Annotated in this window: 17 protein-coding genes and 1 tRNA gene; 8 read left to right on the top strand and 10 right to left on the bottom strand. The window is 42.7% G+C overall.

Annotated elements, in window-relative coordinates; all coding sequences use genetic code 11:
• Window positions 1-51 precede the first annotated feature (51 nt).
• From guaB to cysS, 4 genes are all read right to left on the bottom strand, one after another.
• Entirely contained in the window at window positions 52-1,524 is a 1,473-nt protein-coding gene (guaB, locus tag Q0890_RS09480; RefSeq protein WP_299220010.1) for an IMP dehydrogenase, read from the bottom strand.
• Between the two features lie 345 nt (window positions 1,525-1,869).
• Complete coding sequence (locus Q0890_RS09475) at window positions 1,870-3,894, bottom strand: mechanosensitive ion channel family protein (protein ID WP_299220007.1); 2,025 nt, start codon at window positions 3,892-3,894, stop codon at window positions 1,870-1,872.
• A 169-nt stretch (window positions 3,895-4,063) separates the two neighbouring features.
• Window positions 4,064-6,001, bottom strand: a complete 1,938-nt coding sequence (locus Q0890_RS09470) for a mechanosensitive ion channel family protein (RefSeq protein WP_299220003.1) — start codon at window positions 5,999-6,001, stop codon at window positions 4,064-4,066.
• Between the two features lie 141 nt (window positions 6,002-6,142).
• Window positions 6,143-7,603, bottom strand: coding sequence for a cysteine--tRNA ligase (gene cysS / locus Q0890_RS09465; RefSeq protein ID WP_299219999.1), 1,461 nt, complete (start codon window positions 7,601-7,603; stop codon window positions 6,143-6,145).
• A 132-nt stretch (window positions 7,604-7,735) separates the two neighbouring features.
• Between cysS and Q0890_RS09460 the strand changes: the two genes are divergently transcribed.
• The gene (locus tag Q0890_RS09460) at window positions 7,736-8,389 is read left to right on the top strand and encodes a cob(I)yrinic acid a,c-diamide adenosyltransferase (protein ID WP_299219996.1); all 654 of its coding nucleotides are present in this window, start codon (window positions 7,736-7,738) and stop codon (window positions 8,387-8,389) included.
• Window positions 8,390-8,482: 93 nt separating this feature from the next.
• Here Q0890_RS09460 and Q0890_RS09455 read toward each other — a convergent pair whose 3' ends face one another.
• Complete coding sequence (locus Q0890_RS09455; RefSeq protein WP_299219993.1) at window positions 8,483-9,436, bottom strand: hypothetical protein; 954 nt, start codon at window positions 9,434-9,436, stop codon at window positions 8,483-8,485.
• 406 nt (window positions 9,437-9,842) lie between these two features.
• Here Q0890_RS09455 and Q0890_RS09450 point away from each other — a divergent pair, with 406 nt between their 5' ends.
• The 7 genes from Q0890_RS09450 to Q0890_RS09420 all read left to right on the top strand — a co-directional run bounded on the left by Q0890_RS09450 (window position 9,843) and on the right by Q0890_RS09420 (window position 19,512).
• A complete protein-coding gene (locus Q0890_RS09450) occupies window positions 9,843-10,682 on the top strand; it encodes a glycerophosphodiester phosphodiesterase (protein WP_299219991.1) in 840 nt (279 codons plus the stop codon).
• Between the two features lie 316 nt (window positions 10,683-10,998).
• On the top strand, window positions 10,999-12,402 hold the full coding sequence (locus Q0890_RS09445) for a fatty acid desaturase (RefSeq protein WP_299219988.1): 1,404 nt from the start codon (window positions 10,999-11,001) through the stop codon (window positions 12,400-12,402).
• Window positions 12,403-12,655: 253 nt separating this feature from the next.
• Entirely contained in the window at window positions 12,656-14,122 is a 1,467-nt protein-coding gene (locus Q0890_RS09440) for a protein adenylyltransferase SelO family protein (RefSeq protein WP_299219986.1), read from the top strand.
• Between the two features lie 563 nt (window positions 14,123-14,685).
• On the top strand, window positions 14,686-17,004 hold the full coding sequence (locus Q0890_RS09435) for an NADP-dependent malic enzyme (RefSeq protein WP_299219983.1): 2,319 nt from the start codon (window positions 14,686-14,688) through the stop codon (window positions 17,002-17,004).
• A gap of 178 nt (window positions 17,005-17,182) precedes the next feature.
• Window positions 17,183-18,418 carry a tRNA nucleotidyltransferase gene (locus Q0890_RS09430; RefSeq protein ID WP_299219980.1) on the top strand — a complete coding sequence of 412 codons (1,236 nt, stop codon included), beginning with the start codon at window positions 17,183-17,185 and terminating at the stop codon, window positions 18,416-18,418.
• Window positions 18,419-18,502: 84 nt separating this feature from the next.
• Window positions 18,503-19,342, top strand: a complete 840-nt coding sequence (locus tag Q0890_RS09425; protein WP_299219977.1) for a pteridine reductase — start codon at window positions 18,503-18,505, stop codon at window positions 19,340-19,342.
• Between the two features lie 93 nt (window positions 19,343-19,435).
• Window positions 19,436-19,512, top strand: a tRNA-Ile gene (locus Q0890_RS09420).
• An 81-nt stretch (window positions 19,513-19,593) separates the two neighbouring features.
• Here the strand turns inward: Q0890_RS09420 and Q0890_RS09415 are convergent.
• From Q0890_RS09415 to Q0890_RS09395, 5 genes are all read right to left on the bottom strand, one after another.
• The gene (locus tag Q0890_RS09415; RefSeq protein ID WP_299219974.1) at window positions 19,594-20,625 is read right to left on the bottom strand and encodes a hypothetical protein; all 1,032 of its coding nucleotides are present in this window, start codon (window positions 20,623-20,625) and stop codon (window positions 19,594-19,596) included.
• Window positions 20,626-20,775: 150 nt separating this feature from the next.
• The gene (locus tag Q0890_RS09410; protein ID WP_299219972.1) at window positions 20,776-21,246 is read right to left on the bottom strand and encodes a thioesterase family protein; all 471 of its coding nucleotides are present in this window, start codon (window positions 21,244-21,246) and stop codon (window positions 20,776-20,778) included.
• 99 nt (window positions 21,247-21,345) lie between these two features.
• Window positions 21,346-23,055, bottom strand: a complete 1,710-nt coding sequence (locus Q0890_RS09405) for a fatty acid--CoA ligase (RefSeq protein WP_299219969.1) — start codon at window positions 23,053-23,055, stop codon at window positions 21,346-21,348.
• Window positions 23,056-23,103: 48 nt separating this feature from the next.
• On the bottom strand, window positions 23,104-24,306 hold the full coding sequence (locus Q0890_RS09400; RefSeq protein WP_299219966.1) for a 3-oxoadipyl-CoA thiolase: 1,203 nt from the start codon (window positions 24,304-24,306) through the stop codon (window positions 23,104-23,106).
• A gap of 94 nt (window positions 24,307-24,400) precedes the next feature.
• Window positions 24,401-25,978 (bottom strand): 3-hydroxyacyl-CoA dehydrogenase, encoded by a 1,578-nt coding sequence (locus Q0890_RS09395; RefSeq protein ID WP_299219963.1) that lies wholly within the window; start codon window positions 25,976-25,978, stop codon window positions 24,401-24,403.
• Window positions 25,979-25,982: the final 4 nt, after the last annotated feature.

Here is a 25,982-nt window from a genome sequence, read left to right as displayed (position 1 = left end):
TATATATCAAAGAATGAATATTTAAAGCGCTAATTTGGTTAACACGTCAGTTTAGTCCACACGATAGTTTGGTGCTTCTTTGGTAATCTGCACATCATGGACGTGCGACTCTTTCATACCCGCTGAAGTGACTTTGATAAATTGCGGTTTGGTACGCATATCTTCTATGGTTGCTGAGCCTGTATAACCCATTGATGAGCGCAGACCACCAACCAATTGATTGACAATACCAGCGACTGGACCTTTATAAGGAACACGGCCCTCGATACCTTCTGGCACGAGCTTCTCTACGCCATCTTTGGCATCTTGGAAATAACGATCTGACGAACCATTTGATCCTGACATCGCGCCAAGACTACCCATGCCGCGGTACGCTTTATAATAACGGCCTTGAAATAGCTCCACTTCGCCTGGTGCTTCTTCAGTACCAGCCATGAGCGAACCTACCATAATACATGATGCACCCGCAGCGATAGCCTTTGCCATATCGCCTGAATAGCGAATACCACCATCAGCGATCAATGGAATACTGTCTTGTAATGCACTAGCGACATTATCGATAGCTGAGATTTGTGGCACACCAATACCAGCGATAATACGCGTCGTACAGATAGATCCAGGACCGATACCAACTTTGACCGCATCAGCACCTGCATCACGTAATGCTTTGGCCGCATCACCCGTTGCAATATTACCACCGATAACCTGCACATTCGGATAGTTTTTCTTGATCCAAGAGACCTTATCCACCACTCCTTTTGAGTGACCATGAGCTGTATCTACCACGATAACATCTACGTCAGCGTCGATTAATGCCTCAACGCGTGCTTGCGTATCTGCACCTGTACCAACAGCCGCACCAACACGCAGACGACCATGCTCATCTTTACAAGCATTGGGATTGTTTTCGGCTTTGGCAAAGTCATTGACCGTGATTAGACCACGCAAGCGAAATTCACCATCGATAACGATGACTTTTTCGATACGATGCTCATGAAGCAGTTTTTTGATATTTTCGTTACTTTCGCCTTCATGAACGGTGACCAATTGCTCTTTTGGCGTCATAATATGGCTAACAGGCAATGATAAATTGGTCTCAAAACGCCAATCACGATGAGTCACGATACCAACGACTTTATCTGTGCCCTTCTCTACCACAGGCACACCAGATATGTTGTTATCTTGGGTCAACTTTAATAAGTCACCGATGGTCATCTCAGGATGTACCGTAATAGGGTCAACCACCGTACCTGCTTCAAACTTTTTGACACGGCGTACTTGCGTGGCTTGTTTGACGATATCCATGCTTTTATGCAAGATACCCATCCCGCCTAGCTGAGCCATGGTGATTGCCATCTCAGACTCAGTTACCGTATCCATCGCAGCAGATACCAGAGGTAGATTAAGGGTGATGTTTTTGGTCAAACGTGTAGACAAGTTGGCAGTTTTTGGCAGGACTTCAGAATAGGCTGGTAACAATAAAACGTCATCAAAGGTTAAGGCTTCATCGACAATTCGCAACATACAGACCTCTAGTGGTGGTTATTTTGATGGGCGGGATACTTATATTAAGACAATCAATCAAGAGTACCAATACAGCTTTATGATATCTAATCTTTAAAGACTTTATCTCAAAATGCTTTGGTTTATAAGGCATTAAATAGTAAACAATGTGCCAGTTAAATAAAACACTAGAAAATCGCCATTGATTTACCATCTGTTAGTTAACGCAAATATAGCGTCGTCTTACTCTTACTGTCTTAATTATCCCTTAAAAATAACGCCATATTATAACAAATAAGCGCGTAAATCGCATGCTTATTTACGTGCTCATTTTTTTGCTAAAAGCAAGTATCAACCAATCATTCGTTATTCGTCCCTATCTTTGAATATTAAACGCTCAGCCGGTAGATACTCCTTTTGTTCTTGATACAGATAATTGAGCATCTGTTCACGGACTTCACACTCCAAATAAAAAGCATTAAGAGGACTATCAGACGCCAAACTTCCGCGTAATTTAATCGTGTTTTCACTTAGCGACACCGTCAACATTTGAGGTTCTGTCTCACCATCCCAAAACTCGCTTTTCTTAACCAGTTCACCAAACTTGTCTCGAATAGCTTCAATATCCGCCCCATAATCAATATATAAATAGACCACACAAGTCTGATGCGCTTCAGTATGTGACCAGTTTTCTACCACCTCAGTAATAAGATGGCGCATTGGCACGATTAAGCGGCGCTCATCCCATGTCTTTAACACCGCGTAGGTATAACGCAAGTCCTCAATAGTGGTCCAATCGCCCTCCATTATGACAGTATCGCCAATACGTATAGGCTGAGTTACCGCCACCTGTACACCAGCAATAATATTACCTAATATGGGCTGTGCTGCTATACCAATGATCACACCAGCGATACCAGCTGAAGTCAATAAGGTCGTACCAAGACCTTCCATATTGGTAAATTCACTAAGACCGATCCAAATACTGCCAAGAATCATGGCAAAAATAAAAACACGGCGAAATATCGACACATAAGTACGACGACGTCGCTCTTTATCAAAGTGTTCTTCAGCCAGATTCTCAATCTGCATGTCTTGATAGCGATTGGCAAAAAAGTTAATAACACGTATACCAAGCCACATCGTGCTAAAGACCAACCCAATCCAAATAACTGGACGAGTCGATGACGCTACCGCATCTAGATATGGAAAGCCACCTGATACTAAAGTAAAAACTAACAAGAAGCTGATGCTAAAAGTTAATGGTACGGTCAGCTTGCTTACCAAATCCGCCACACCGTTGGTACTACCTACATATACGTTATACTTTTGATCATCATTAATATAGTGGTTAATGATTTTTTCAGTGCCTTTACTCAGTAACCACCCCATCGCCATAGTAAATAAGAAAAATGAAAATAGTGCCAAAAACTCCCACAACGCAATACTAAAAAACTGTAGCTTCATCCATACTGGCAAATGACGTTCAAACTCTGCAGGATGATACTGCTCATAAAGATTGTCAATATTGCCAACGGTCTGCGCTGAAAACACCCAGATTGGCGCTTCGTCGTTGACTCGGACACGTTCTATATAAATAGGTACTCGGCGTTCGCGGTAATCAATGTAACCCAGTTGAATAGAGCGTCTAGGAATGCCCATGACGCTACTGGCATTGCCAAGTGGCGGTTCGATTAAACCATCAGGACGGTCTGGCAGGTCATCAAATACATAAAGCTCTTTTTCAGTTAATAAAAAATCAAGTCGCTTGGCCAATTCAAGGGCGTGGCCACGCTGAATCTCACTATCAATCAGGTTCATATTGAGTGCATAAGCAGCCAAGTCGAACTGCTGCTTCATCACCGCTGATTGGAAAAACTCCAAAGTAGCCAGTGGCGTTGACAGGTTTGGTGGTGCAGATAAGGGCGGCAAACCAGTATTGAGCTTATCTAAAATATAATAGCCTTCGTTATACTCCCCTTTTAGTCCTGCATCGCCTTGTAAGTTTCCAGATTGTTGTACAGCATTGCGTTCTGTAGGATCAAATAGCTCTTCTGCGACCCCAGAGGCACTCACACCTTCTTTTTTGATTATGTCAATCTTTTGGGCAGCGTAATCAAGCAAATTTTCTGCTTTGGCAGCTACATGAGCTTTTGGATTATCTTTGATATTGGTGTTTGATTCATTGACACTTTGCTCACTAGTGCTGAGTTCATCATTACTGGTTGCAGCATAAGTAGGAATACAAAGCGTACTCAGCACAATGATTAAAAAACTTAATAGTATCTGCATTGCTTTATAGTGCCTTTTATAATGCATCGCGTGACTATCTTGTATAGAATGGCTGACTTGCTTATTGTCTTTACCAGTAACACTTCTTAAAGTATTCATATTTTTATGCATTTTTGAATGACAAGGCGTTTTCATATAAAAAATCTTGGCTGTAGTATGATGATAAGCTAATGTAGTCAGCAAAAAAAAGCCAGCGTAAAGCTGACTTAATTTGTTAGTATACGTATTTATTGTCCGCACAATTATGTTAGCCTTTTTAAAAATTATATCAGCTGTTTTTAAAAGTAATACGCTCGGCAGGTAGATAGGGTTTTTGCTCATCATAAAGATAGTCCAGCAGCTGTTCGCGAATCTCGCATTGCAGCATCCAGCCATCATCAGGATTGTCAGCCGCTAAAGTGCCATACAGCTCTATGGTGTCTCTATCTACGGACAATACGTACAGCATGGGTTCAGTCTCGCCATCCCAGTACTCGCTGGCTTGCACCACTTCAGCGTACTTATCACGAACGTCGTTGACATTGATACCATAGTCAACCAGTACAGTTACTGTAAACGTTTGATGCGGATCAGGATGTGACCAATTCTCAACAGTCTCTGTCACAAAGTAGCGCATCGGTACAAACAAGCGGCGCTCATCCCAGGTCTTGATGGTAGCGTAGGTGTAACCCAAGTCCTCAACAGTACTCCAGTTGCCATCATACATAATGGTATCGCCGATACGTATGGGCTGAGTCATAGCTATCTGTAAGCCTGCAACGATATTACCCAGCGTTGGCTGCGCTGCAATACCAAGCACTACGCTTAAAATTCCAGCGGAGGTCAGTAAGGTTTTACCAAGACCCTCAAGATTGACAAATTCGCTCATGCCAATCCAAACACTACCAATGACCATAACAAAGATAAAAACGCGTCGAAATACCGACAAATACGTTGTACGCTTACGGTACTCGTCATACTCTTCATCACCCAAGCTGTCGATTTGAATGTCCTCATAACGGTTGGCAAAGAAGTTAATCACCCGAATACCAAGCCAGATAGCGCTCAGTACTAAAGCTATCCATACAATAGGACGCGTCGCCGTTGCAATAGCGTCTATAAAAGGAAAGCCACCTGAAACTAAGGTGAATACTAAAGACAAACTAATAGTAAAGGTCAGCGGCACGGTAAATTTATTGACCAAGTCTGTGATGCTTTTTTTGCGACCGACATAAGAGCCATTTTCATCACTGGTATAACGGTCTATCAAACGGCCAGTAAGCCTACTAACCACCCAGCCCAGTCCTAGCGTCACGATAAAGAAAATAAATAAAGCCAAAAACTCCCAAACGGCGATGCCAAGAACTCGCAGCTTAAGCATTGAGGGTAAATAGCGTTCGAACTTTTCAGGTTTGTACTGGTCATAAAGCTTGTCGATATGACTGACGGTTTGGGCAGAAAACACCCAAACAGGAGCGTTATCTTCGACTTTTACTCGTTCGACAAATATAGGTATTCGATGCTCACGATAATCAATATGACCAAGTTGAATGGCTCGGCGCGAAACACCATGTAAGGGATTACTGCTACCAATAGAGGATTCAATCAAACCATCAGGACGATCTGGCAATTTATTAAAAACATAAAGATCCTTTCTATGTAGCAAAAAATCAAGACGTTTAGACAACTCCATACCACGGTTTGGTTGCACGCTTGGATCAAGCAAATTTAAATTAAGCGCATAAGCGGCCAAGTCAAAACGTTTTGTGACTACAGCTGTTTGAAAAAACTCCAACGTTGCAAACGGTGTGGATAGGTTTGGCGGTGGTGACAACGGTGATAGACCGTTATTTAGCCGCGTTAAAACAAAGTAGTTTGCGTCTTGCCCACCTGTAAGTCCGGTATATCCTTGCAGCTTATCCGTTTGCTGCATCGCTGCTCGCTCATCATTATATAAAGCCTCATTGATAGTATCGGACAGCTCAAAACCACCTTGTTTGAGGGTTTCAACTTTTTGTTCAGCATATTCTATAAAACCATTTGGACTGTTTATTGACTGCTCTGCTCTAGTAGCAGGTGCATTGTCTTTATTAGTAAGTATCTCAGTATCACTTGATGCAGCTTTAGCTGGCATATAAATGCTGCCAGCTATGATAATGAGCAAACCAATCATGAGATAAGCTTTAGAAGATTTCATTTCAAAATCGTTTTTGGTAAAGCGAGTCATAAAATTAGTGCCTATACATCTGTAAGTCATATAAAAAGATATCTTAAAAATAAAATCAAACTAAAACAGCGCGCAAAAAAAAGCCAGCGTAGAGCTGACTTAATTTGTTAGTATACGTATCTATTATCACCAGCAATCGGCTTAAGCACGGCGCCATGTTGTACCAGTACGGCTGTCTTCAAGCTCAATACCTGCCTCTTTTAGTTGCTCGCGTACTTCATCAGCACGCGCAAAGTTTTTGTCGGTTTTGGCCTTTGCACGCTCGATAATCAAATTATCAATAGCGGCATCTGTTAGCCCATCATCTGTTTGCTCACCAATCACAGCTTGCAAAAACTGCTGCACTGGCTGCTGTAAAATATTGAGCACTTGTGCCAACACTTTTAGCTGCTGCGCCAAGCGCCATGCGGTGTCTAAATCTTCCGCTTTAATCGCTTTATTGACATCACGTGCCAGCCCAAACAAAACACTAATCGCTGTCGAGCTATTAAAATCATCATTCATGGCTTTGATAAAATCTTGTCCAGCTGCGCTACTATAAGCATCATTGATCAATTCATCAGTGACTGTTATCGATTGCCCTTTTTGCTGTTCAGCCAGTTTCAAGGCATTATATAATCTGCTTAGGCTATTATGTGCTTCATCTAAAGCACTATCAGAGAAGTTTACTTGGCTACGATAATGGCTTGATAACAAGAAAAAACGTACCGTCTCAGGCAAATATCTGGCGGTTACATCGCGAATGGTAAAAAAGTTACCTAATGACTTAGACATTTTTTCGCCATCGACATTGATAAAACCGATGTGCATCCAGTTGCGCGCGTATTCGCAACCTGTCGCTGCTTCAGACTGCGCTATCTCATTTTCGTGATGCGGAAACTGCAAATCATGTCCACCGCCATGGATATCAAAGGTATTACCAAGGCATTTAGTCGACATCGCCGAGCACTCAATATGCCAACCTGGGCGCCCTTGGCCCCAAGGGGACGCCCACTGCGGCTCATCAGGCTTTGCCGATTTCCAAAGGACAAAGTCAAACGGGTTACGCTTGTCGTTTTCGACATCGACCCGCGAGCCGGCTTGCATATCATCAAGGTTACGCTTAGACAATTTGCCATAGTCAGAGAAGCTGTCTACTGCATAATAGACATCACCATTGTCGCCTGCATACGCATAGTCACCCGTAACCAGCGTCTCAATCATTTGTTGCATCTCATCAATGTGATCAGTGGCACGTGGCTCAGCATCTGGCATCTTGCAGCCGAGTGCGGCCGCATCTTCATGCATCGCTTCGATAAAACGCTGCGTCAACGCACTAATATCTTCGCCGTTCTCGTTAGCTCGAGCAATTATTTTGTCGTCGATATCGGTAATATTGCGCACATAATTAACATCATAGCCTAGTCGTGCCAGCCAGCGCACTACCATATCAAACCCAACCATAACGCGAGCATGACCAATGTGACAATAATCATAGACAGTCATACCGCATACATACATGCCTACCTGTCCTGCTTTAAGTGGTTCAAGTTGACGTTTGCCGCCAGTGAGTGAATCATAAATGATAAGCTGAGACATCGCATCGGCAAGTGGTGTGGTCATAATGTAAAAGCCTTTTGATAAAAATAAAGAAAATAAAACGTAACCTATTATCTTAGCGAAAACGGCAGGAAAATACTACAATAGCCAGATAACTAAAACTTGCATACATTCAAAAACTATTAAGGATAAGAGATGGGCAATCGTTTGAGTAAAATATATACACGTACCGGTGATGATGGTAGTACTGGTATGGCAGATGGTAGCCGCGTAAGTAAAGCGGACAATCTATTTAGCGTTATGGGTGATATCGACGAGCTCAATTCACACATCGGTTTGGTACGAGCGCATCTGACACAAGCTATAGCTGATAGTAAAAACCCAAGCGCGCAACAGTTACCTGAACGCTTGCAACAAAAAGCGTCAGATGTCACTCAAGCGCTAGTGGTGCTTCAGCATCTATTATTCAACATCGGTGGCGAGCTTGCTATGCCAGAATATGAAGGTGTTACTCCCGCTCATGTAGACTGGTTAGAGCAACAAATCGATGCGATGAATACTAGCTTGCCGCCGCTAAAGGACTTTATCCTGCCTACAGGTTCATTATTGGTCAGTCAATTGCATGTAGCGCGTAGTGTGTGTCGCCGTGCTGAGCGCCAAGCTGTGCTATTACAGGAAGAGCATCCGCAAGCCATTCGCAGTACTGCGGTAAGCTTTATCAATCGTTTGTCTGATTGGTTGTTTGTCGCTGCACGTTTTTGCACGGACCCAAAGCAGATCTCTGAGGTACTGTGGGACAGTCAAGTCTTAGAGAACGTTGCCATCAACGATAATCAAAACAACAGTTAACCTGACAGTCAATGAGCGCGTGCTATATGCAAAAAGCCTGCAACTTATGCTAGTTGCAGGCGCTATTTAGATTTAGAGCACAGAACCTAGCAATTAATAGGTTGCGCTTTCATCTTCTACAATAATCATATCGATGCTGTCATCCTTTGGGACGACTTTTGGTGCTTCAGGCGTCACTGGTGGCTTGGCATCGACACTAGGTAGTGCAGCTGTTTCTTCGGCATTATTGTCATTATTACTTTTATTGATAGTAGGCGGCGTAGCAGGCTCAGCTGGGCGTGCAGGCTCGACTGGCGTGACAGGCTTTGGTTGACGCTTTATCTGATTCTCACTATTCTTGCGAGCTGCTTCACGGCGACGTGCTGCTTCTTGCTTTTGACGCTCCGCTCGTTGTTCTTCTACAACTGACTGTGTCACAGAGCTTGCCATCACATCAGACACAATAGCGATAAGAGCTGGCTGACCTGCAATACGGGCTTGTATTTGCCCACTTTGCGCACCAGCAACATAAGTGAATGCATCATCGACTAACATGTTATTGTTGATACGGATGTTGTTTTGAGCGAGTCGCGTTTGCAGACTTGGCTGATTGTTCGCCGCACTCATCTGACTGGCTTGGTACAAATCTTCGCTTGGCAGTGTCATACTAACGCTTGCCTGACAAGTTGTCATACCATTTGCATTGGCTTCTTGTAAGATGGCAGCATTTTGCACATCAATCATTACCCCATCTACTTTATCAATTAAAATACTGTTGTCTATGCTGACTTCTGCTATGTTCGCATAGTTGGCAGCCGTTGACTGTGCTTGCTGATTAAGTGTGTTTCTTAAAGCAGATTTCAAACGATCTTGTACCATTGGATTATCACAGCTAATAGCAGGAACAACCGTACCATCATTGGCTGCTGGTTGCTCAGTAGTAACCTCAGCTGTCTCAGTAGTATCATCTTTATCCGAACGTTCACAACCAGCAATCGCTAAACCACATATCACACTAATACCAGCAATTTGCTGCCATTTTGACCACTTTTTATTTGCTACGCTCATATTTGTTTTGCTCCCGATTTACTCATTTGCACCGTCAACGGTAGACAGTATAGCTATCTAGGTTGCCATAACGCTGTAACAGCTTTATACGACCAATATTAAAATCAGCTCATTATACGAGGTTTGTCGCAGATGGTCAGTAATGTAGACCATTGATATACAAATAAGACCCATCAAAGACTATAAAAGCCCTTTTTAGTTGCAAAAACGCAACAAACACTTATTAAGCTGTCTATGTATAAAACAGTTTGGTTGCTTGTTTAAGTTGATCGTTGTTATTGCTTTGTTTTAGCTGTACAAAACCAAAATCTACTATACTTCTCTACTCTTTTACGCAAAAATTTATGAGGCATCATATTATTGATCAACAGATAATTGCTCGACGAATAATTGATGATAGGTAGTTATGATAAAACTTGATAATACTTTGCTCCTAGGTCATCGAGGTGCGCGTAGTGAAGCATTGGAAAACACGCTATTTGGTTTTGAACATGCTTATAAGCTACAGGCACAAGGCTTGTCAGGCGTAGAGTTTGACGTACAACTTACTGCCGATGGTCATCTGGTAATATTTCATGACGAGACGCTACAACGACTTTGTGGCTTACAGTCACGAGTGGATCAGCTAAGCTTGATTGAAATTCAGCGCCAACTACAATTGGGTCATAAAATAATGACCTTGGACATGTTGGCGCAGTCTATGACCTACTCTTCTACTATTTTTTCTCAACCACAGGTCCCTAAAGACCTAGTCACTCAAGTAACTGAAACAACTAAAATAGCTAAGACTCAAAACCACAAAATCACGCTACCTGCTTTGACTCAGTTCACTCATATTGAGCTGGAGATTAAGACTCATAACCGAACAAATTACTCTAAACTGATACAAGCGTTAATACGCTATCTGGTAGGTACGCCCCTTGCCAGCCTGCCTATCGTTCTTACTACTTTTGATGTGCAACTTTTGGCCCAATTGCAATGCAATAAACTGCTTGCAAATATTCCGCGTGGCTTACTGGTACGAACACCGCACTCGATAGTCTCAGCACCTAATACCGCCTTACAGCTGGGCTGTACCCAGCTTGGCATACATTATCCCTTAATCACCAAATCTATTATTCAAAACGCGCATCGTTACGGTTTACCAGTCAGTGCGTGGACGGTAAACGATATAGAAATTGCAAAAAAACTTGTCGAATGGCAGGTAGACGTCATTATTACTGACATTCCAAGTCAATTGTTATAAATTTTTTGACAATTGTCGTAAGCTAACAGCCTATATTACTATTTGCGTCATATATTTAGCTCGATTTGCTAAGGTTTTTAACGCTTATGATAAGACGGCTTTAGCTATTTATTAATCAATGGTGTCTTAACATAGCTTTAGTAGAACTTACACTTTCACACAATACCTGATAGCTAACAGGGTATTTACAATAAAATATCGAATAACTCATACAAGTTATTGTTATTTATTAATATTTTTCTAGTGTATAAACGTTCACTTTCTGCTTCTTTTAGGGTAATATAGAGCCTGAAACTAATACCGCTAGGAAAATTATATGATTGCAAAAAAAGCAATGGGCTTACCGCTTAAAGGCTTACGTTTCGCTATCAAATCTGGTGACAGCATTTTGGATAACGCAACCACTCAGGTTGGACGTTTTAAAACGTGGTTTGATAATAACAAAGCGAAAGCTGCGCTTGATGAGCAGCCTACCGCAAAACGTAACTATACAAAAACTGCTAAGCAAAATGACGTCACTACCAGTAACCAGACTCTTGATTTACAAGAGCTTGAGTTCAAAAAAGCCCCCATCAATTGGATACCGGCGACCATACTAGTAGCGACTCCTATTGCTGCGGCTGTCATTACTCCATGGTATTTGTTTACCCATCAAGTAAGCGCGCCTGTTTGGGGTGTCTTTGGTGCTTTTATGGTATGGACGGGCATCAGTATTACTGCAGGTTATCACCGCTTGCTGTCGCATCGTGCTTATAAAGCGCATCCAGTGGTAAAAAACTTTTTACTACTAGGTTCAACGCTAGCAGTACAAGGCTCTGCATTTGACTGGGTCTCAGGTCACCGTACTCATCATCGTCATGTTGATGATCGTATAGAAGACCCTTATTCAGCCAAACGTGGTTTTTGGTTCAGTCATATCGGCTGGATGCTACGTAATTATCCAAGTGGTAAGTTTGACTATAAAAACATTCCAGACTTAACTAAAGACAAAGTCCTTCAAATTCAGCATAAGTATTATGGCCTTTGGGTACTAGCAGCCAACGTTGGATTGGTCGCAGCTGTTGGTTGGTTAGTGGGTGATGTTTGGGGTACGCTTGTACTTGCAGGTCTGTTACGTCTAGTATTGACGCATCACTTCACGTTCTTTATCAACTCGTTATGTCATATGTTTGGTAGCCGTCCTTATACTGACACCAATACTGCACGCGATAATTTCTTTTTAGCTTTATTTACATGGGGTGAGGGTTATCATAATTACCATCATTTCTTCCAATATGATTATCGTAATGGTGTGAAATGGTGGCAGTATGATCCAACCAAATGGTTGATCGCTGGTCTCTCTAAAGTTGGCTTGACAACTGAGTTACGTACAGTCGATGACACTACAATCAAACATGCTGAAGTACAAATGCAGTTTAAACAAGCTCAGCAGCAAATCGATACAGTAAGTGCAAGCGGCCTTGATATTCCTCATGTCATGCAAAGCTTCCAAGATCGCATCAAGTTTGAGTATGATGCGTTCACGCAAACAGTAGAAGAATGGCAGGCGTTAAAAGCCAAAGCAGTTGAGATGAAAAAAACGGAATTTGCAGATCGCTTGCATGAAGTGGACGATAAGCTCAAGCTTGAGTATGCCAAGATTGAACAAAAAATCCATGCGCATAATGATAATTTGAAGATTGCTTTTCGCTCAATTGGCTATAAAGATAAAGCTGCTTAAAATGAGCTGATTTATTACTCGTTAGTGTTCTATTAAATGTTATCTAATCCCCCTTTCTATAGAAGATAGGGGGATTTTTTATGGCGTTTAAAAACATACGCGCAGTTTGACAGCATATCAGTCATTTCATTAGACACAGTAGATTACAAGATATGGACAGAGTCTACAGGTGTAATATTAAGGCTATGTTATAGTAGATTTATCGTTATTTTCTATTATATATCTCTAGTCAGTTTCCACAGGAAAATACCACATGCATTATCAGAACACCTATGTCAATCTAGACCCACGCTTATATCATAAGCAGCCCCCAACGGCGCTTGAAAGTCCGCGTGCAGGGCATTTTAATACCCAAGTAGCAGAGCAGCTTGGTTGGGCAGATGATGACGACTTAATGGCACGCTGGGTAGATATCGTTGGAGGTCAGTATGTTCCTTCTCAGTTCGAGCCTTTGGCGATGGCTTATGCAGGTCATCAATTTGGACAATGGGCAGGTCAATTAGGTGATGGACGCGGCTTGCTCGTGGCGCAAGTATTGGACCACAATAATCAATTGCAAGACTTACATCTTAAAGGCTCAGGTCTAACGCCTTACTCACGAATGGGCGACGGGCGCGCGGTATTGCGCAGTACTATTCGTGAATACTTGTGTGGTCATGCTCTGACGCAACTTGATATCCCCTCCTCTAATGCGCTTGGCTTTGTGGTTTCCGACACGCCAGTACGCCGTGAACGTATGGAGGCGGGAGCGGCGTTGATGCGTGTTGCCGATAGTCACATTCGTTTAGGACACATAGAGTGGATTGCAAGCTTTGCTCCTGATTTGCTTGGTGAATTTACTGACTATATGATTGATACTTACTATCCAAAATCTCGTGATAGCGAGGCGCCAGTATTAGCATTTTTACAAGCAGTCGTTGAGCGTACGGCACGGATGATAGCCGACTGGCAGTTGATCGGGTTTGCTCATGGAGTGATGAATACCGATAATCTATCCATCACTGGTAGCACTCTAGATTTTGGGCCATTTGGTTTTATGGAACGTTTTAATCCTGCTTGGATCAACAACCACTCAGACCATACCGGACGCTACACCTATCAAAACCAGCCTGCTATCGGTCATTGGAATCTTAATGTTTGGTTGCCGCACTTTATGCGCTTAGAGGGCGTGACGCGTGACGCGTTATCAGATTGCTTAGCCCCTTATGAACCAACCTTTATGCAACATTATCAACAAGGACTGTGTCGGAAGTTAGGATTGCCGCATCAAAAAGAAAGCTTAAGCTTAGCTTTTGAGTGGTTAACCTTGTTAGAAGACAACTTGCTTGATTATACCAATAGCTTTCGTGCCCTCTTAGGTTTAATATCTCCAGAGAACTACCCTTATGAGAAGCAGTTATTAGCCACCTTGACTCATGAATTGCAAGGTGAGGCATTACAAGTATGGCAAGATTGGTCAGCGCGTTATTTAGCGCATGTGCAAGCGCTATCTATTGAACAAGTCGTCACCGACATGCAAACGACTAATCCTGTCTATGTACTCCGTAATAGTATGGCTCAGCGCGCTATCACTGCTGCTAAACAAGGGCAGTTTGAAGAGGTGTCACGCTTATATGAATTGCTTGCTAGCCCATATACGGTACAAGATATCGCAACAGCGCTTGATAGTACCCCTCCAGCTCCTAATGCACCGCAAATGCCGATCAGTTGCTCTTCATAAATACTATAGAATCTCTTTTTGATTGCTATTATTAAACCCTAAACCCTAAACCCTAAACCCTAAACCCTAAACCCTAAACAGAGAATAATAAATGTTTTTATTATTCTCTGTTTAGGGTTTAATCATTATGTCACTTCTAAAAAATCTTGAGACGAAACAACTAACCTAGTAACTGGCAGTAAAATTTAGACTAAATTTAAAACAATAGTCACAATATTGAATATATATTGTAAATTTTACTTTATTTGTTACTATCAACTGGCTAAATGTTCATTATCAATTTATTATATAAGTTATGCACTTCGTTATGATTGACTCGGCAGCTAATTATCAATAATGCTAGACTAAAATAGCTAAGTTTATTAGCTTTTCGCTTTACGTTATCATCTGATCATAGCTTAACGCTTTTTTGACTGTGCATCGCCTTTTAATAGTCGCTTAGTAGCTCCTTAATCTGTTATTTGCTGGAGCTTATACTCGACGATTTTTTGGGGTCAAGCGTTACTTTATTTTGTTTATCATACTTTGTTTTATTTCAATTTATTCCAACAATGGCCATTATTATGAATGACGATACCAATTTGAATATGGATAATCCTAATACAGATAAAGAACAGTTCGAACAGGCTGCTCTACATTATCATGAGTTTCCAAGACCAGGTAAAATCTCGGTAACACCTATTAAACAACTGGCTAACCAGCGTGATTTAGCTTTAGCCTATTCGCCAGGTGTCGCAGTACCTTGTCTTGAGATTCAAAAAGACCCAACGACAGCCGCTAAATATACAGCACGTAGTAATTTGGTTGGTGTTATTACTAACGGTACTGCCGTATTGGGTTTGGGTGATATCGGTCCGCTGGCGTCAAAACCAGTGATGGAAGGTAAAGGGGTATTATTCAAAAAATTCGCTGGTATCGATGTTTTTGATATTGAGATTCAACAAAATGATCCTGACAAATTTATTGAAGCGGTTGCATCGCTTGAGCCAACGTTTGGTGGTATTAACTTAGAAGACATCAAAGCACCTGAATGTTTTAAAATCGAGCGCGAGCTGCGTAAACGTATGAACATTCCAGTTTTTCATGACGATCAACATGGTACCTCTATTATCGTTGCTGCCGCCATGCTAAACGCCCTCATTCTGACTGGCAAAAAGATTGAAGAGATCAAAATCGTCTGTTCAGGTGCTGGTGCTGCCGCCATTTCTTGCCTAGACATCATCTGTGCTCTTGGTGTTGATCAGAACAATATTTTCGTTTCTGATTCACGCGGTATTATCACCACCAGTCGTGAGAATCTAGATGAGTCAAAACAACGTTATGCTCGTGACACTGATGCTAGTACCATTGATGATGTGATGGACGATGTGGACATGTTTATCGGCCTATCAATGCCTGGCATTTTAAGCCCTGATATGGTACGCCGTATGGCAAAAAACCCTATCATCTTTGCTCTCGCCAATCCAACGCCTGAAATCATGCCAGAATTGGCACATTCAGTACGTCCAGACGTCATTATGGCAACCGGGCGCTCAGATTATCCAAACCAAGTTAACAACGCATTATGCTTTCCTTATATCTTCCGTGGGGCATTAGATGTAGGTGCAACGACTGTTAACGAAGAGATGAAAATTGCTTGCGTACGTGCGATTGCAGCGATGGCGCACGTTGAAGCGACGCCGACCACGAACGTCAGAAATATCGACAAAATGAGAAGCTTTGGCCCTGATTATCTGATTCCAGGACCGCTAGAGCCAAACTTAATCATTGAGATTGCCTCTGCAGTTGCAAAAGCGGCGATGGATTCAGGTGTTGCAACCTTACCGATTGATAACTTAGATACTTATCGTCAGCGCTTATCAGAGTTTGTGTATAACTCAGCGTTTGTGATGAAACCTATCTTCTCTCGTGCGAAGTCAGATCCAAAGCGTATCGTTTACTGTGAAGGTGAAGATAACAATGTCCTTCTTGCCGTACAAGTCGTCGTTGATGAAAAGCTGGCAAAACCTATCTTGGTCGGACGTCCATCAGTCATTGAAAACAATATTGAGAAGCTTGGCTTACGTCTAAAAGACGGTGAAAACATTACCATTATCAACCAAGATGATGATCCTCGTTATAAAGATTACTGGCAAGGTTATTACGAAAAAAACAAACGCCGCGGGGTCAGTATTGAGCTTGCTCGTCGTGATGTCCGTCGTAAGACCAGCCTTATTGGTGCGCTTCTGGTCGAAAATGGTGACGCTGAGGGCATGATTTGTGGTACGTTTAGCCATTATCAATTACATCTTGATTATGTCCAAAAAGTCATCGGTAAAAAAGACGGTGTAAGTGACTTTTATGCAATGAATGCGGTACTCATGCAAGATCGCAATATCTTTATTGCTGATACCTATATTCATGAAGACCCTACTGCTGAACAATTGGCTGAAATGACCGTATTGGCTGCGGATCAATTGCACCGCTTCGGCATCACGCCGCGCGTCGCTTTGGTATCACATTCAAACTTTGGCACCTCTGATCGCGTTAGTGCTGTTAAAATGCGCAAAGTCTATGAGCTACTAAACGAGATGAATGTGGATTTCGATTTTGATGGTGAGATGCAAGGTGATGCTGCGCTTAATGAGCATATCCGTTTAGAAGATATGCCATCAAGTCACCTAAAAGGTGCGGCCAATTTGCTTATTTTGCCAACGCTTGATGCTGCAAACATTGCCTTTAATTTGCTTAAAACAGCAACAAACAGCGCCTCTATTGGCCCAATCTTACTGGGAGCCAATAAGCCTGTTCATATCTTGACGCCATCAGCGACAGCTCGACGCGTGGTCAATATGACGGCGCTTGCTGTCACTGAAGCGCAAGACTTAGAAAACGAGAAGTAATTGCCGCATTATATTTATCGATGAGCTGCTACTGTTCATGATTAATAGTAGTAGTTTGCTATACTAAGACCAGTCTATATCATTATCATAAATGGTATCGACTGGTTTTTTTTGCTTCAATAAAATGATAATAATATTTATCTGACTAAAATTTGTTTGACGAATAAAAGAGGTTTCCATGCAAGTTTATCTCGTTGGTGGTGCAGTTCGTGATCAGCTGTTAGATCGCCCTATTACCGATAAAGACTTTGTGGTGGTAGGTGCAACCGTCGATGAGATGCTAGCAGCAGGCTTCGTTCAAGTCGGTGCAGACTTTCCCGTATTTTTGCACCCGACTACTCAAGAAGAATATGCACTAGCACGTACTGAGCGCAAACTTGGTCGTGGTTATCAAGGCTTTAGCGTACATGCTAGCCCTGATGTAACGTTGCAAGATGACTTACAGCGCCGTGACTTAACCATCAATGCGATGGCGATTGAAGTAACTGGCCTCACTGATGACACGCCTCTTACGGGTGAAGTCATAGATTATCATGGTGGACTCGATGATATTCAGAGCAAGACCTTACGTCATATATCGCAGGCCTTTAGCGAAGATCCGCTACGGGTACTGCGAGTCGCACGCTTTTATGGACGTTATTATGACTTAGGTTTTCACATCGCTGAAGAAACCATCACGCTCATGCGCCAACTGGTCGATTCAGGTGAGCTTACCCATTTGAGTGCTGAGCGTATTTGGCAAGAATCAAGCCGCGCAACGATGCAAGGCTCTCCTCAGGTTTATTGGGAACAGCTGTATGCGATCGGCGCCTTAACTGAGTACTTTGCGCCATTGCATCACGCTTGGGGTGATACTCGTGTACGGGAAACGGTACAGACAGCGCTATACTTTGCTGGTCAAATGCACTTAAATTTGTCTCAGCGTTGGGCGCTATTGATGGCTAGTCTTGATCAATCGATATCCGTCTCGCAACCTAATCCTGACATACTATCAAGCGCTTCACATACAAGTATTGTGGCTGAGGAGAAAAAAACCGCTCTAAAAGCCATCACCTCTATAAGCAATAGCGCCAAAGTACCTAAAGTACCCACTCAGTTTGCAAGCTTATTCGTTACTCAAGCTGGGAAATTAAGCGCAGTTAATGAACTAAATGCTACTCAAAAGATTGATCTTATCCAAGCCTGTAGCGCTCATAAAGAGCCTAATAAGTTGTCGCAGCTATTGGTCACCAGTCATGTATTACAGCTAGCAAAACAACATCGTCAAATGATGCTTGCATTAAATAGCTTTCATGCTATTGGTATAGAAAGTATAGATCCAGATATCAAAGGCGCTGCCATCGGTAAAGCATTAAATGAGGCGCGTGCTGCGCATCTGTTCTCTATGGAGCAATCTATAGCCAGTACTAACTAACAGTGTCATATATTTTATCTGTAGGCAAAGCTAACAACCTTTTTTATCAAATAAAATACGATTAAAAGATGGAACTGTATTTTTATGGCAATCGAATCCACAGTGAAGAGCGACACAAACCCATCTATTGACGTAAACAATGACCTCTCATACAGTGATAGTCCCGTCATACTCGTCACTGGTAGCGCCAAGCGTATTGGCGCAGCTATCATTCGAGCAGCGCATCATCAAGGCTACCGTGTCATTATCCATTGTCATCATAGCGAGCAACAAGCAATAGCGCTAGCAAACCAGCTTAACGAAATCTGTGATAATAGTGCAGCAGTTGTCGTTGCGGATTTAGCAGTTGTCAACGATAGCTATTTACTGACCCAGTTCGTTCAATCCGTTATAGATAGATTTGGACAGCTTGATGTGTTAGTACATAACGCATCACGATTTTACCCTACTCCGCTCAATAGTATAGATAATGACCAATGGGATGAGCTGTTTTTGAGCAATGCTAAAGCGCCGTTATTACTGAGTCAGGCGTTTCTACCTTACTTACAAACGCAGTATGGATGCATCATTAGCCTACTTGATATTCACGCTCATAATAAACCGTTTAAACACTATACCGTCTATAATATGGCAAAAGCGGCTCAGCGTATGATGGTGCAGTCGCTAGCGCTAGAGATGGCACCACTAGTACGAATCAATGGTGTCGCGCCTGGGGTCAATATCTTACCAGATGCCAATAGCGATCAAGCACTTGATGATACGCAGCAACAAAATATCATTGACTCTGTGCCGATGCAGCGAATCGGTACACCGGATGATATTGCGCAAAGCGTATTATATTTAGCAAAGGCAAACTATGTCACAGGAGAGATTATTAATGTCGATGGCGGTCGTGGTTTGACCTTAGCTGGAAGCAATTTTTAGTCAGCAAGCAAAAAGAGCTGAATAATATCGTTTAGTTGTTATCTTTTACTTGAAAATTTAAAAAAATCAGGTATCATTGTGCGTCTAACGTTAGGGCCCATAGCTCAGTTGGTTAGAGCAGAGGACTCATAATCCTTTGGTCGTAGGTTCAAGTCCTACTGGGCCCACCATATATTAGAAAAACAAAACCCCTTCAAATCTATTAGACTTGAAGGGGTTTTTTATTGAATGTTCAATCAGACCATCTTAGCTTAAAATTCGTATTTGGCCATTATTTCAACTTGCTGACCTTTTCTTACTTCTAAAGTGGTCCTATCGCTTCTATCTCTCCACTCAATACCAATATCTAAATCTGGAAAGTACTCATAGACAAGGTTGATGCTTTTTACGTTCACAGAGGTATCTACTGCATCATCCACATTAATCTCACCATAACGCATGTTGCTCATCAGCTTTTCTGTGAATTTATGTCTATACCCTACCGTGAAGCCAGTTTGTGATACAAGCTTACCGTCTTCGGCATCACAATCTATATCGTCAGTCGATCCAAGGACTTTTCCAACACATACGGTGGAATAGGCGCCCATCCCTTTACCATTATATACGCTTGCATGTAGCGAATCATTACCCAGCTTTAGTTTACCAGCCAAAGAAACACCGACACCTATATCAGAGTCTTCTCCATTCTTGGCCTCACGAGCCGTAACCGCCAAGTTATAGCTAAGATCAGATATATTATCTTTGTAGCTAACAACCATATCCGGCAAATCAGCTTCGTCATCAACAGGTTCTTGCGCCGTAAAACGAAACCCTTTATGAGTATAATGCACCGTCAAATCTGGACGAATATAAGCGCCACCACCCGATATAGTGCCCAAACCCGTGCCTCGAAAGTCAAGCTGCTCAGTCAAAAGTGGGTAGACCGCTAAGAACTGACCATTCCATGTCTTACCTACTGTCAAATCATCGACTTGGGCATAAGCATGGCGAAGTCGCAAATCTGAACCGCCATTTGCAGCATTGCCATAAAAATCGCCTTCAATAAACCCTGTTAACTTTTTATCTTCTATGTTCTTTGTGGTTTTAAGATTAATCCGAGATTGCCGTCCACTTCCTTTAAACTCAGACTCCCCTTCATCTGGAGAATAAAATATACCTTCTGCTTTAACATAACCACCGATACTTAAAGTAGTATCGCCATTGGTGACAAGCTCTATTGCTTGTGTCTGTACACATGCTCCCAAGACAGCCAAACCAAAAGACAACTTTTTGATATAAAGCATTATCTACACATTCCTTGTGTTGTTTTAAAATTTATTTAAGTTAATTTAAATCCCTTTAAATCTTTGCTGCCGTATTTTTTAATCCTATAAATACCAGCACCATCTCCTTACATAAAACATTTGCCTCCCAATTTAGTTAAACTCCCCAATTTAGTTAAAACTTTCAAAAGCAGTGATCGCAGCTCTTTTGGTCTCGTTGATGTTTTTCTTTTGTCCAGTGGCTTTATCAAGATATACCAGTACTGACTCACCGCTCGCGACGATAGTATTCATAGCCGTACTATAATAGGTATATTCATGAATCACGCTGGCATTGCCAATTTTCTTGATTCGGACGCCTATCCATAAGGTGTCGGGATAAGTCACTGGTTTGAAATATTGACAAGATGACGCTGCCATGACGGAAAAGGTTTTTTCGTTAAATAGATTTAATTGAGTGTTATAGTGAATGCGTGCATTTTGGGCATAAGTGTAATAGACCACATTATTGACATGACCAAAGGAGTCCATATCGCCCCACTCTACTTGCTGAGAATAAATAACCGCAAAACCATACATGGGATGGTGTTCATCTTTATTCAGCGTCTCTTGTATTTCTGGTAATATCGCTACAGCCTTCATAGTTCTCTCTTCTAGTTATGCTCATGAACGTAGGTGTTAGTAACAAACGTTAAAATTATCAGTAAGCTCAAATGATTTTTTTGCAATTATCGATATGGGTTAAATCAATTTTTCTGTGTACATCATGCGCATCTTTTTCTTATCGAGCTTACCCACACTGGTTTTTGGCATTTCTATTAAGAACTTTACTTCACTTGGCACGCCATACTTTGGTAAATAGCCTTTTTCAACCGCTTGATGACCTATCGCTAAAATATCCTCTGCTTTGGTATCAGCATGCTCAGGTTTTAAAACTACTAACGCTAAAGGACGCTCGCCCCATACTTCATCCGCTACTCCGATTATGGCCACTTCAGCAACGCTCGGATGAAAGGATAAAATATTTTCGACTTCAAGCGAGGATATCCACTCGCCGCCAGACTTAACGACGTCTTTGAGTCTATCGGTAATTTTTAGCGTACCATCAGGGCTAATACAAGCAATGTCTTGAGTATGCATCCAACCACCACGCCACAACTCATTGCCAGCATCGGCATTCTTAAAATAGCTTTGGGTCAACCAAGGCGCCCGCACAACCAGCTCGCCTGTCGACTCACCATCCATGGGTAGGGCTTTACCATTCTCATCCCAAATCTCCATCGATACCAGCATAATTGGTGAGCCAGAAAGACAACGATAATTGATCTGTTCGGTCGTTGTCATCGTATTTGTCTGATCACCGAATGCCATTCTGGCGAGTACAGGACAGGACTCTGACATCCCAAACCCCGAGATAAACTCGATACCGCTTTCAAGAGCAGCTTCAGCTAGACCTTCGTTTAATTTGGAGCCCCCTACTGACAACTTAAGACCGTTAAACTTGCGTCCTCGGGTGGCCATCTCTTTAATTAACATCTGTAAAATGGTTGGGACACCATGTGAGAGGGTCACCTTATGGTTTTCAATCAAGTCGACCAATACTTCAGGAAGGTATCGCCCAGGATACACTTGTTTGAGCCCTATCATGGTTGCCCCATACGGCCAGCACCAGGCATGCACATGGAATAATGGCGTCATCGGCATATAGACATCATTGTAGCGAGCACCTTGACCTTCGGCACTGAGTGCGGATGCTAGGGTACTCGATAGCGTCTGTAATACGATTTGCCTGTGGGTAAAGAAAACGCCTTTTGGGTCTCCCGTCGTGCCACTGGTATAAAAAGTGGTGGCGATGGTATTTTCATCGAAATCTGGAAAATCAAACGCATCACTGACCGCAGCTAACATGGCTTCATATTCACCTTCGACATAATCTGGTATATCGGCTTGCTTAGCTTCAATATTGTCTTCGCTATACTCAGCTTCATCAAAACCAGCATCATCGAGCCAGATAATTTTCTCAATAGAAGGAGCTTCATGACGATAGTTTTTGGCCATGGGCTCAAATTCAGCATTTAGTAACAAAGCTTTTGGTTTGGCATGGTTAATGGTATAGAGCACTTTATCTTCAGCCAAGCGTACATTAACCGTTTGCAAAATCATGCCAGACATGGGCACGGCAAAATACGCTTCAAGGTAACGATGACTATCCCAATCCATGACCGCAACCACATCACCTGCTTGCAATCCCAAGTTTTTGAGCACATTTGCCAAACGGTTGATACGCTTAAAAAATTCAGCATAGGTATAAGTCACCTTATCGGCATAACTGATGGTTTGCTGAGTAGAAGCAATCTTTGCACGGTTTAGTAGCTGTTTGATAATCAAAGGAAAACCATAGGCTTCTTCGGCTTGTTGGTAATCCTCATGTTGATTGAGTATAGAAGTCATTATTGTCGTCCTTGATAATAAAAGAGTATGGCAAGAGCATTAATAGAGTTAGACTCGTTCAATCACCATGGCAAGCCCTTGCCCAATACCAATACATAAACTGACCACTGCGTATTGTCCGCCAGTGCGCTGTAACTCGCGCGCGGTAGTTAGCGCCAGCCTTGCACCTGAGGCACCTAGCGGATGTCCGACGGCAATCGCCCCGCCATTGGGGTTAACACGCTGGTCATCAAAGTCAATCTCTAAACCTTTTAGACAGCCCAGTACCTGCGAGGCAAATGCTTCATTAATCTCAATGATCGACATATCATCAAGGGTCAAATCAGCACGTTTCAATGCCAGTTTAATGGCCTCAACAGGGCCTACGCCCATAATACTGGGCTCAACACCCATGGCGCCGGATGAAAGAATTTTGGCGATAGGCTTAAAGCCTAACTTTTCTTCTGCTTGCTTTGAGCCAATAATCAGCGCAGCCGCCCCATCGTTAATGCCCGATGCGTTCCCTGCCGTAACGACGCCATTCTCATTCAAAGGTTTCAGTTTTTGTAGCGCCTCGACCGTGGAGCTAGGACGAGGATGCTCATCTTCTGTTACTACTTTGTCCGGTAGTTTTCTGCCTTGCGTGACGGTAATCGGAGTAATCTCTTCATCGAAGAATCCAGCTTGTTTAGCCGCTTCATATTTGGCTTGCGAGGCGGCGGCGAATTTATCCGCTTCTTCGCGGCTAATACCATATTCGTGGGCAACGTTATCGCCCGTTTGCGGCATGCTATCGCCGCCAAATTCTTTAATAAGCAGAGGATTGGGAAAACGAGTACCAATGGTGGTATCAAATACCTTAAAATCACGGCTAAAAGGCTTTTCGGTCTTGGCAAAGACAAAGGGCGCGCGGGTCATGGATTCCACCCCGCCTGCCAAAATGATATCACCTTCATTACAGGTTATACTGTGAGCGGCATCAACGACGGTGGATAGTCCGGAAGCACATAGGCGATTGACGGTCTGAGCTGGCGTTTTTACATCAAGTCCTGCAAGCAGAGCAGCGTTACGAGCGATATTGCGTGAATCCTCACCCGCTTGATTAGCACTACCAAGCAACACTTCATCAAAAATATCATCAGGCAATTGATGCTTTTTAACTAAATCTCTAATCACTGTAGCAATTAAATCATCAGGACGTACGGTGGCTAAAGCACCAACGTGACGACCAAAAGGGCTTCTTAATCCGTCATAAATATAGGCGTCTAACATAACGTTTCCTTGTTGAGTTTTGGTTGTATTCTAAGAATTTGTATTATTGAAATATAGCGTTTATTAAATGGGACTAGCTCTTAGCATCGGCAATCTAGCATTGGCAATTGCTTTGTTGAGTGAATAATGAGATACCTAGCTTGGCGCGCCGCTGTAACCATGGGCTTGGACGATAACGTGGATCACCCGTTAATCCATAGATACGCTCTAAGATGAGTAAAATACGCTTGGCACCAAGCTCATCGCCCCAAGAAATAGGGCCATAGGGGTAGCCCAATCCAAGCTTGACGGCATTGTCGATATCTTCTGGTGTGGCAATACCTTGCATCGCCATATCACAACCTAAGTTAATGACCATCGCCACGACTCGCTGCGCCACAAAGCCCGTGCTTTCGGTGATTAGCGAAACACCATCTGAGCCTTCATTCAAGCTACTATTCGAATTTTTACTAAATTGAGCATAAGCTTGCGCCACAAAGTTATCCTCTGTAACGATACTTGGCATCAACGTACGATGACGGGATAAGTTAGTCAGCATATCAATGGCGACCGCTTGTTTTGGATTCACTTGATAGCGAATAGCCGCGTTGGTGGTATCTTCGCCGTAGATGGCCAGCAATGCTAAGCTGTCAGGGTTTGGCTTATCATTGTCATCGATATTGATACCATTTGCGTTTAAATGAGCAACCAGTTGTTTTTTATCTTCTACTAAATCTGCTCCAATCCAAACCGTTACGTTTGATACATCAGACCCTACTTTGGACACTGATGTCTCAAGCGATAGTTGTTGCGGCGTGTCCGCTGTTGTTTTTTGACCGTTTTCATACTGATAAAAACCCTCGCCAACTTTACGACCCAGCTTTTTGCCTTCTAGCATTTGACGGGTCAAGGGATGCGGACGATAACGCGGCTCAAAGTAATACTGGTTATAAATCGACTCCATAACTGGATGCGACACATCGATACCAGTGAGATCCAGCAGCTCAAATGGCCCCATGCGAAAGCCGGCACCATCACGTAAAATACGATCGATGTCCTCAAAGCTAGCGATTCCTTCGCCTAATATTTTTAAAGCCTCTGTGCCATAAGCTCTGCCTCCATGATTGACAATAAAACCTGGGGTATCTTTGGCTACTACCCCTAGATGTCCCATGCGTTTGGCGAGCGCAGTAAGCGTCTCGACTACCGAAGTCTTGGTAGAGAGTCCCGGGATCACTTCAACGATTTTCATGAGTGGCACAGGGTTAAAGAAATGAAATCCTACTACGCGCTCTGGGTGCTGACAGTCGGAGGCAATCGCGGTTACCGCTAGCGATGAGGTGTTGGTTGCCAAAATGGTCTCGATAGGGACAATGCTTTCTAATTGTTTAAAAAGCTGTTTTTTTATGTCTAAACTCTCAATAATCGCTTCAATAATGACATCTACCTTAGCAATTTTTGCTATATCTTCAATAACGGTCAGATTGGACAAAGTAGACTGCAGCTCTTCATCGCTAAATTTACCTTTGGCCGCTAGTTTTTCGAGGGTCGCTTGCAGGGATTGACGTCCTTTTTCGGCAGCGTCCGCTTTTGTATCAAACAAAAGCACTTGAATGCCAGCTTGGGCCGCGATTTGCGCAATGCCCATGCCCATAACGCCAGTGCCTATAACGGCCAATGATTTAACAGTCATAATA

This window comes from uncultured Psychrobacter sp. (assembly GCF_947488565.1).
Lineage (GTDB): Bacteria > Pseudomonadota > Gammaproteobacteria > Pseudomonadales > Moraxellaceae > Psychrobacter > Psychrobacter saeujeotis.
The sequence above is the reverse complement of the archived record's forward strand: the minus strand, read 5'-3'. Positions and strand labels throughout refer to the sequence as shown.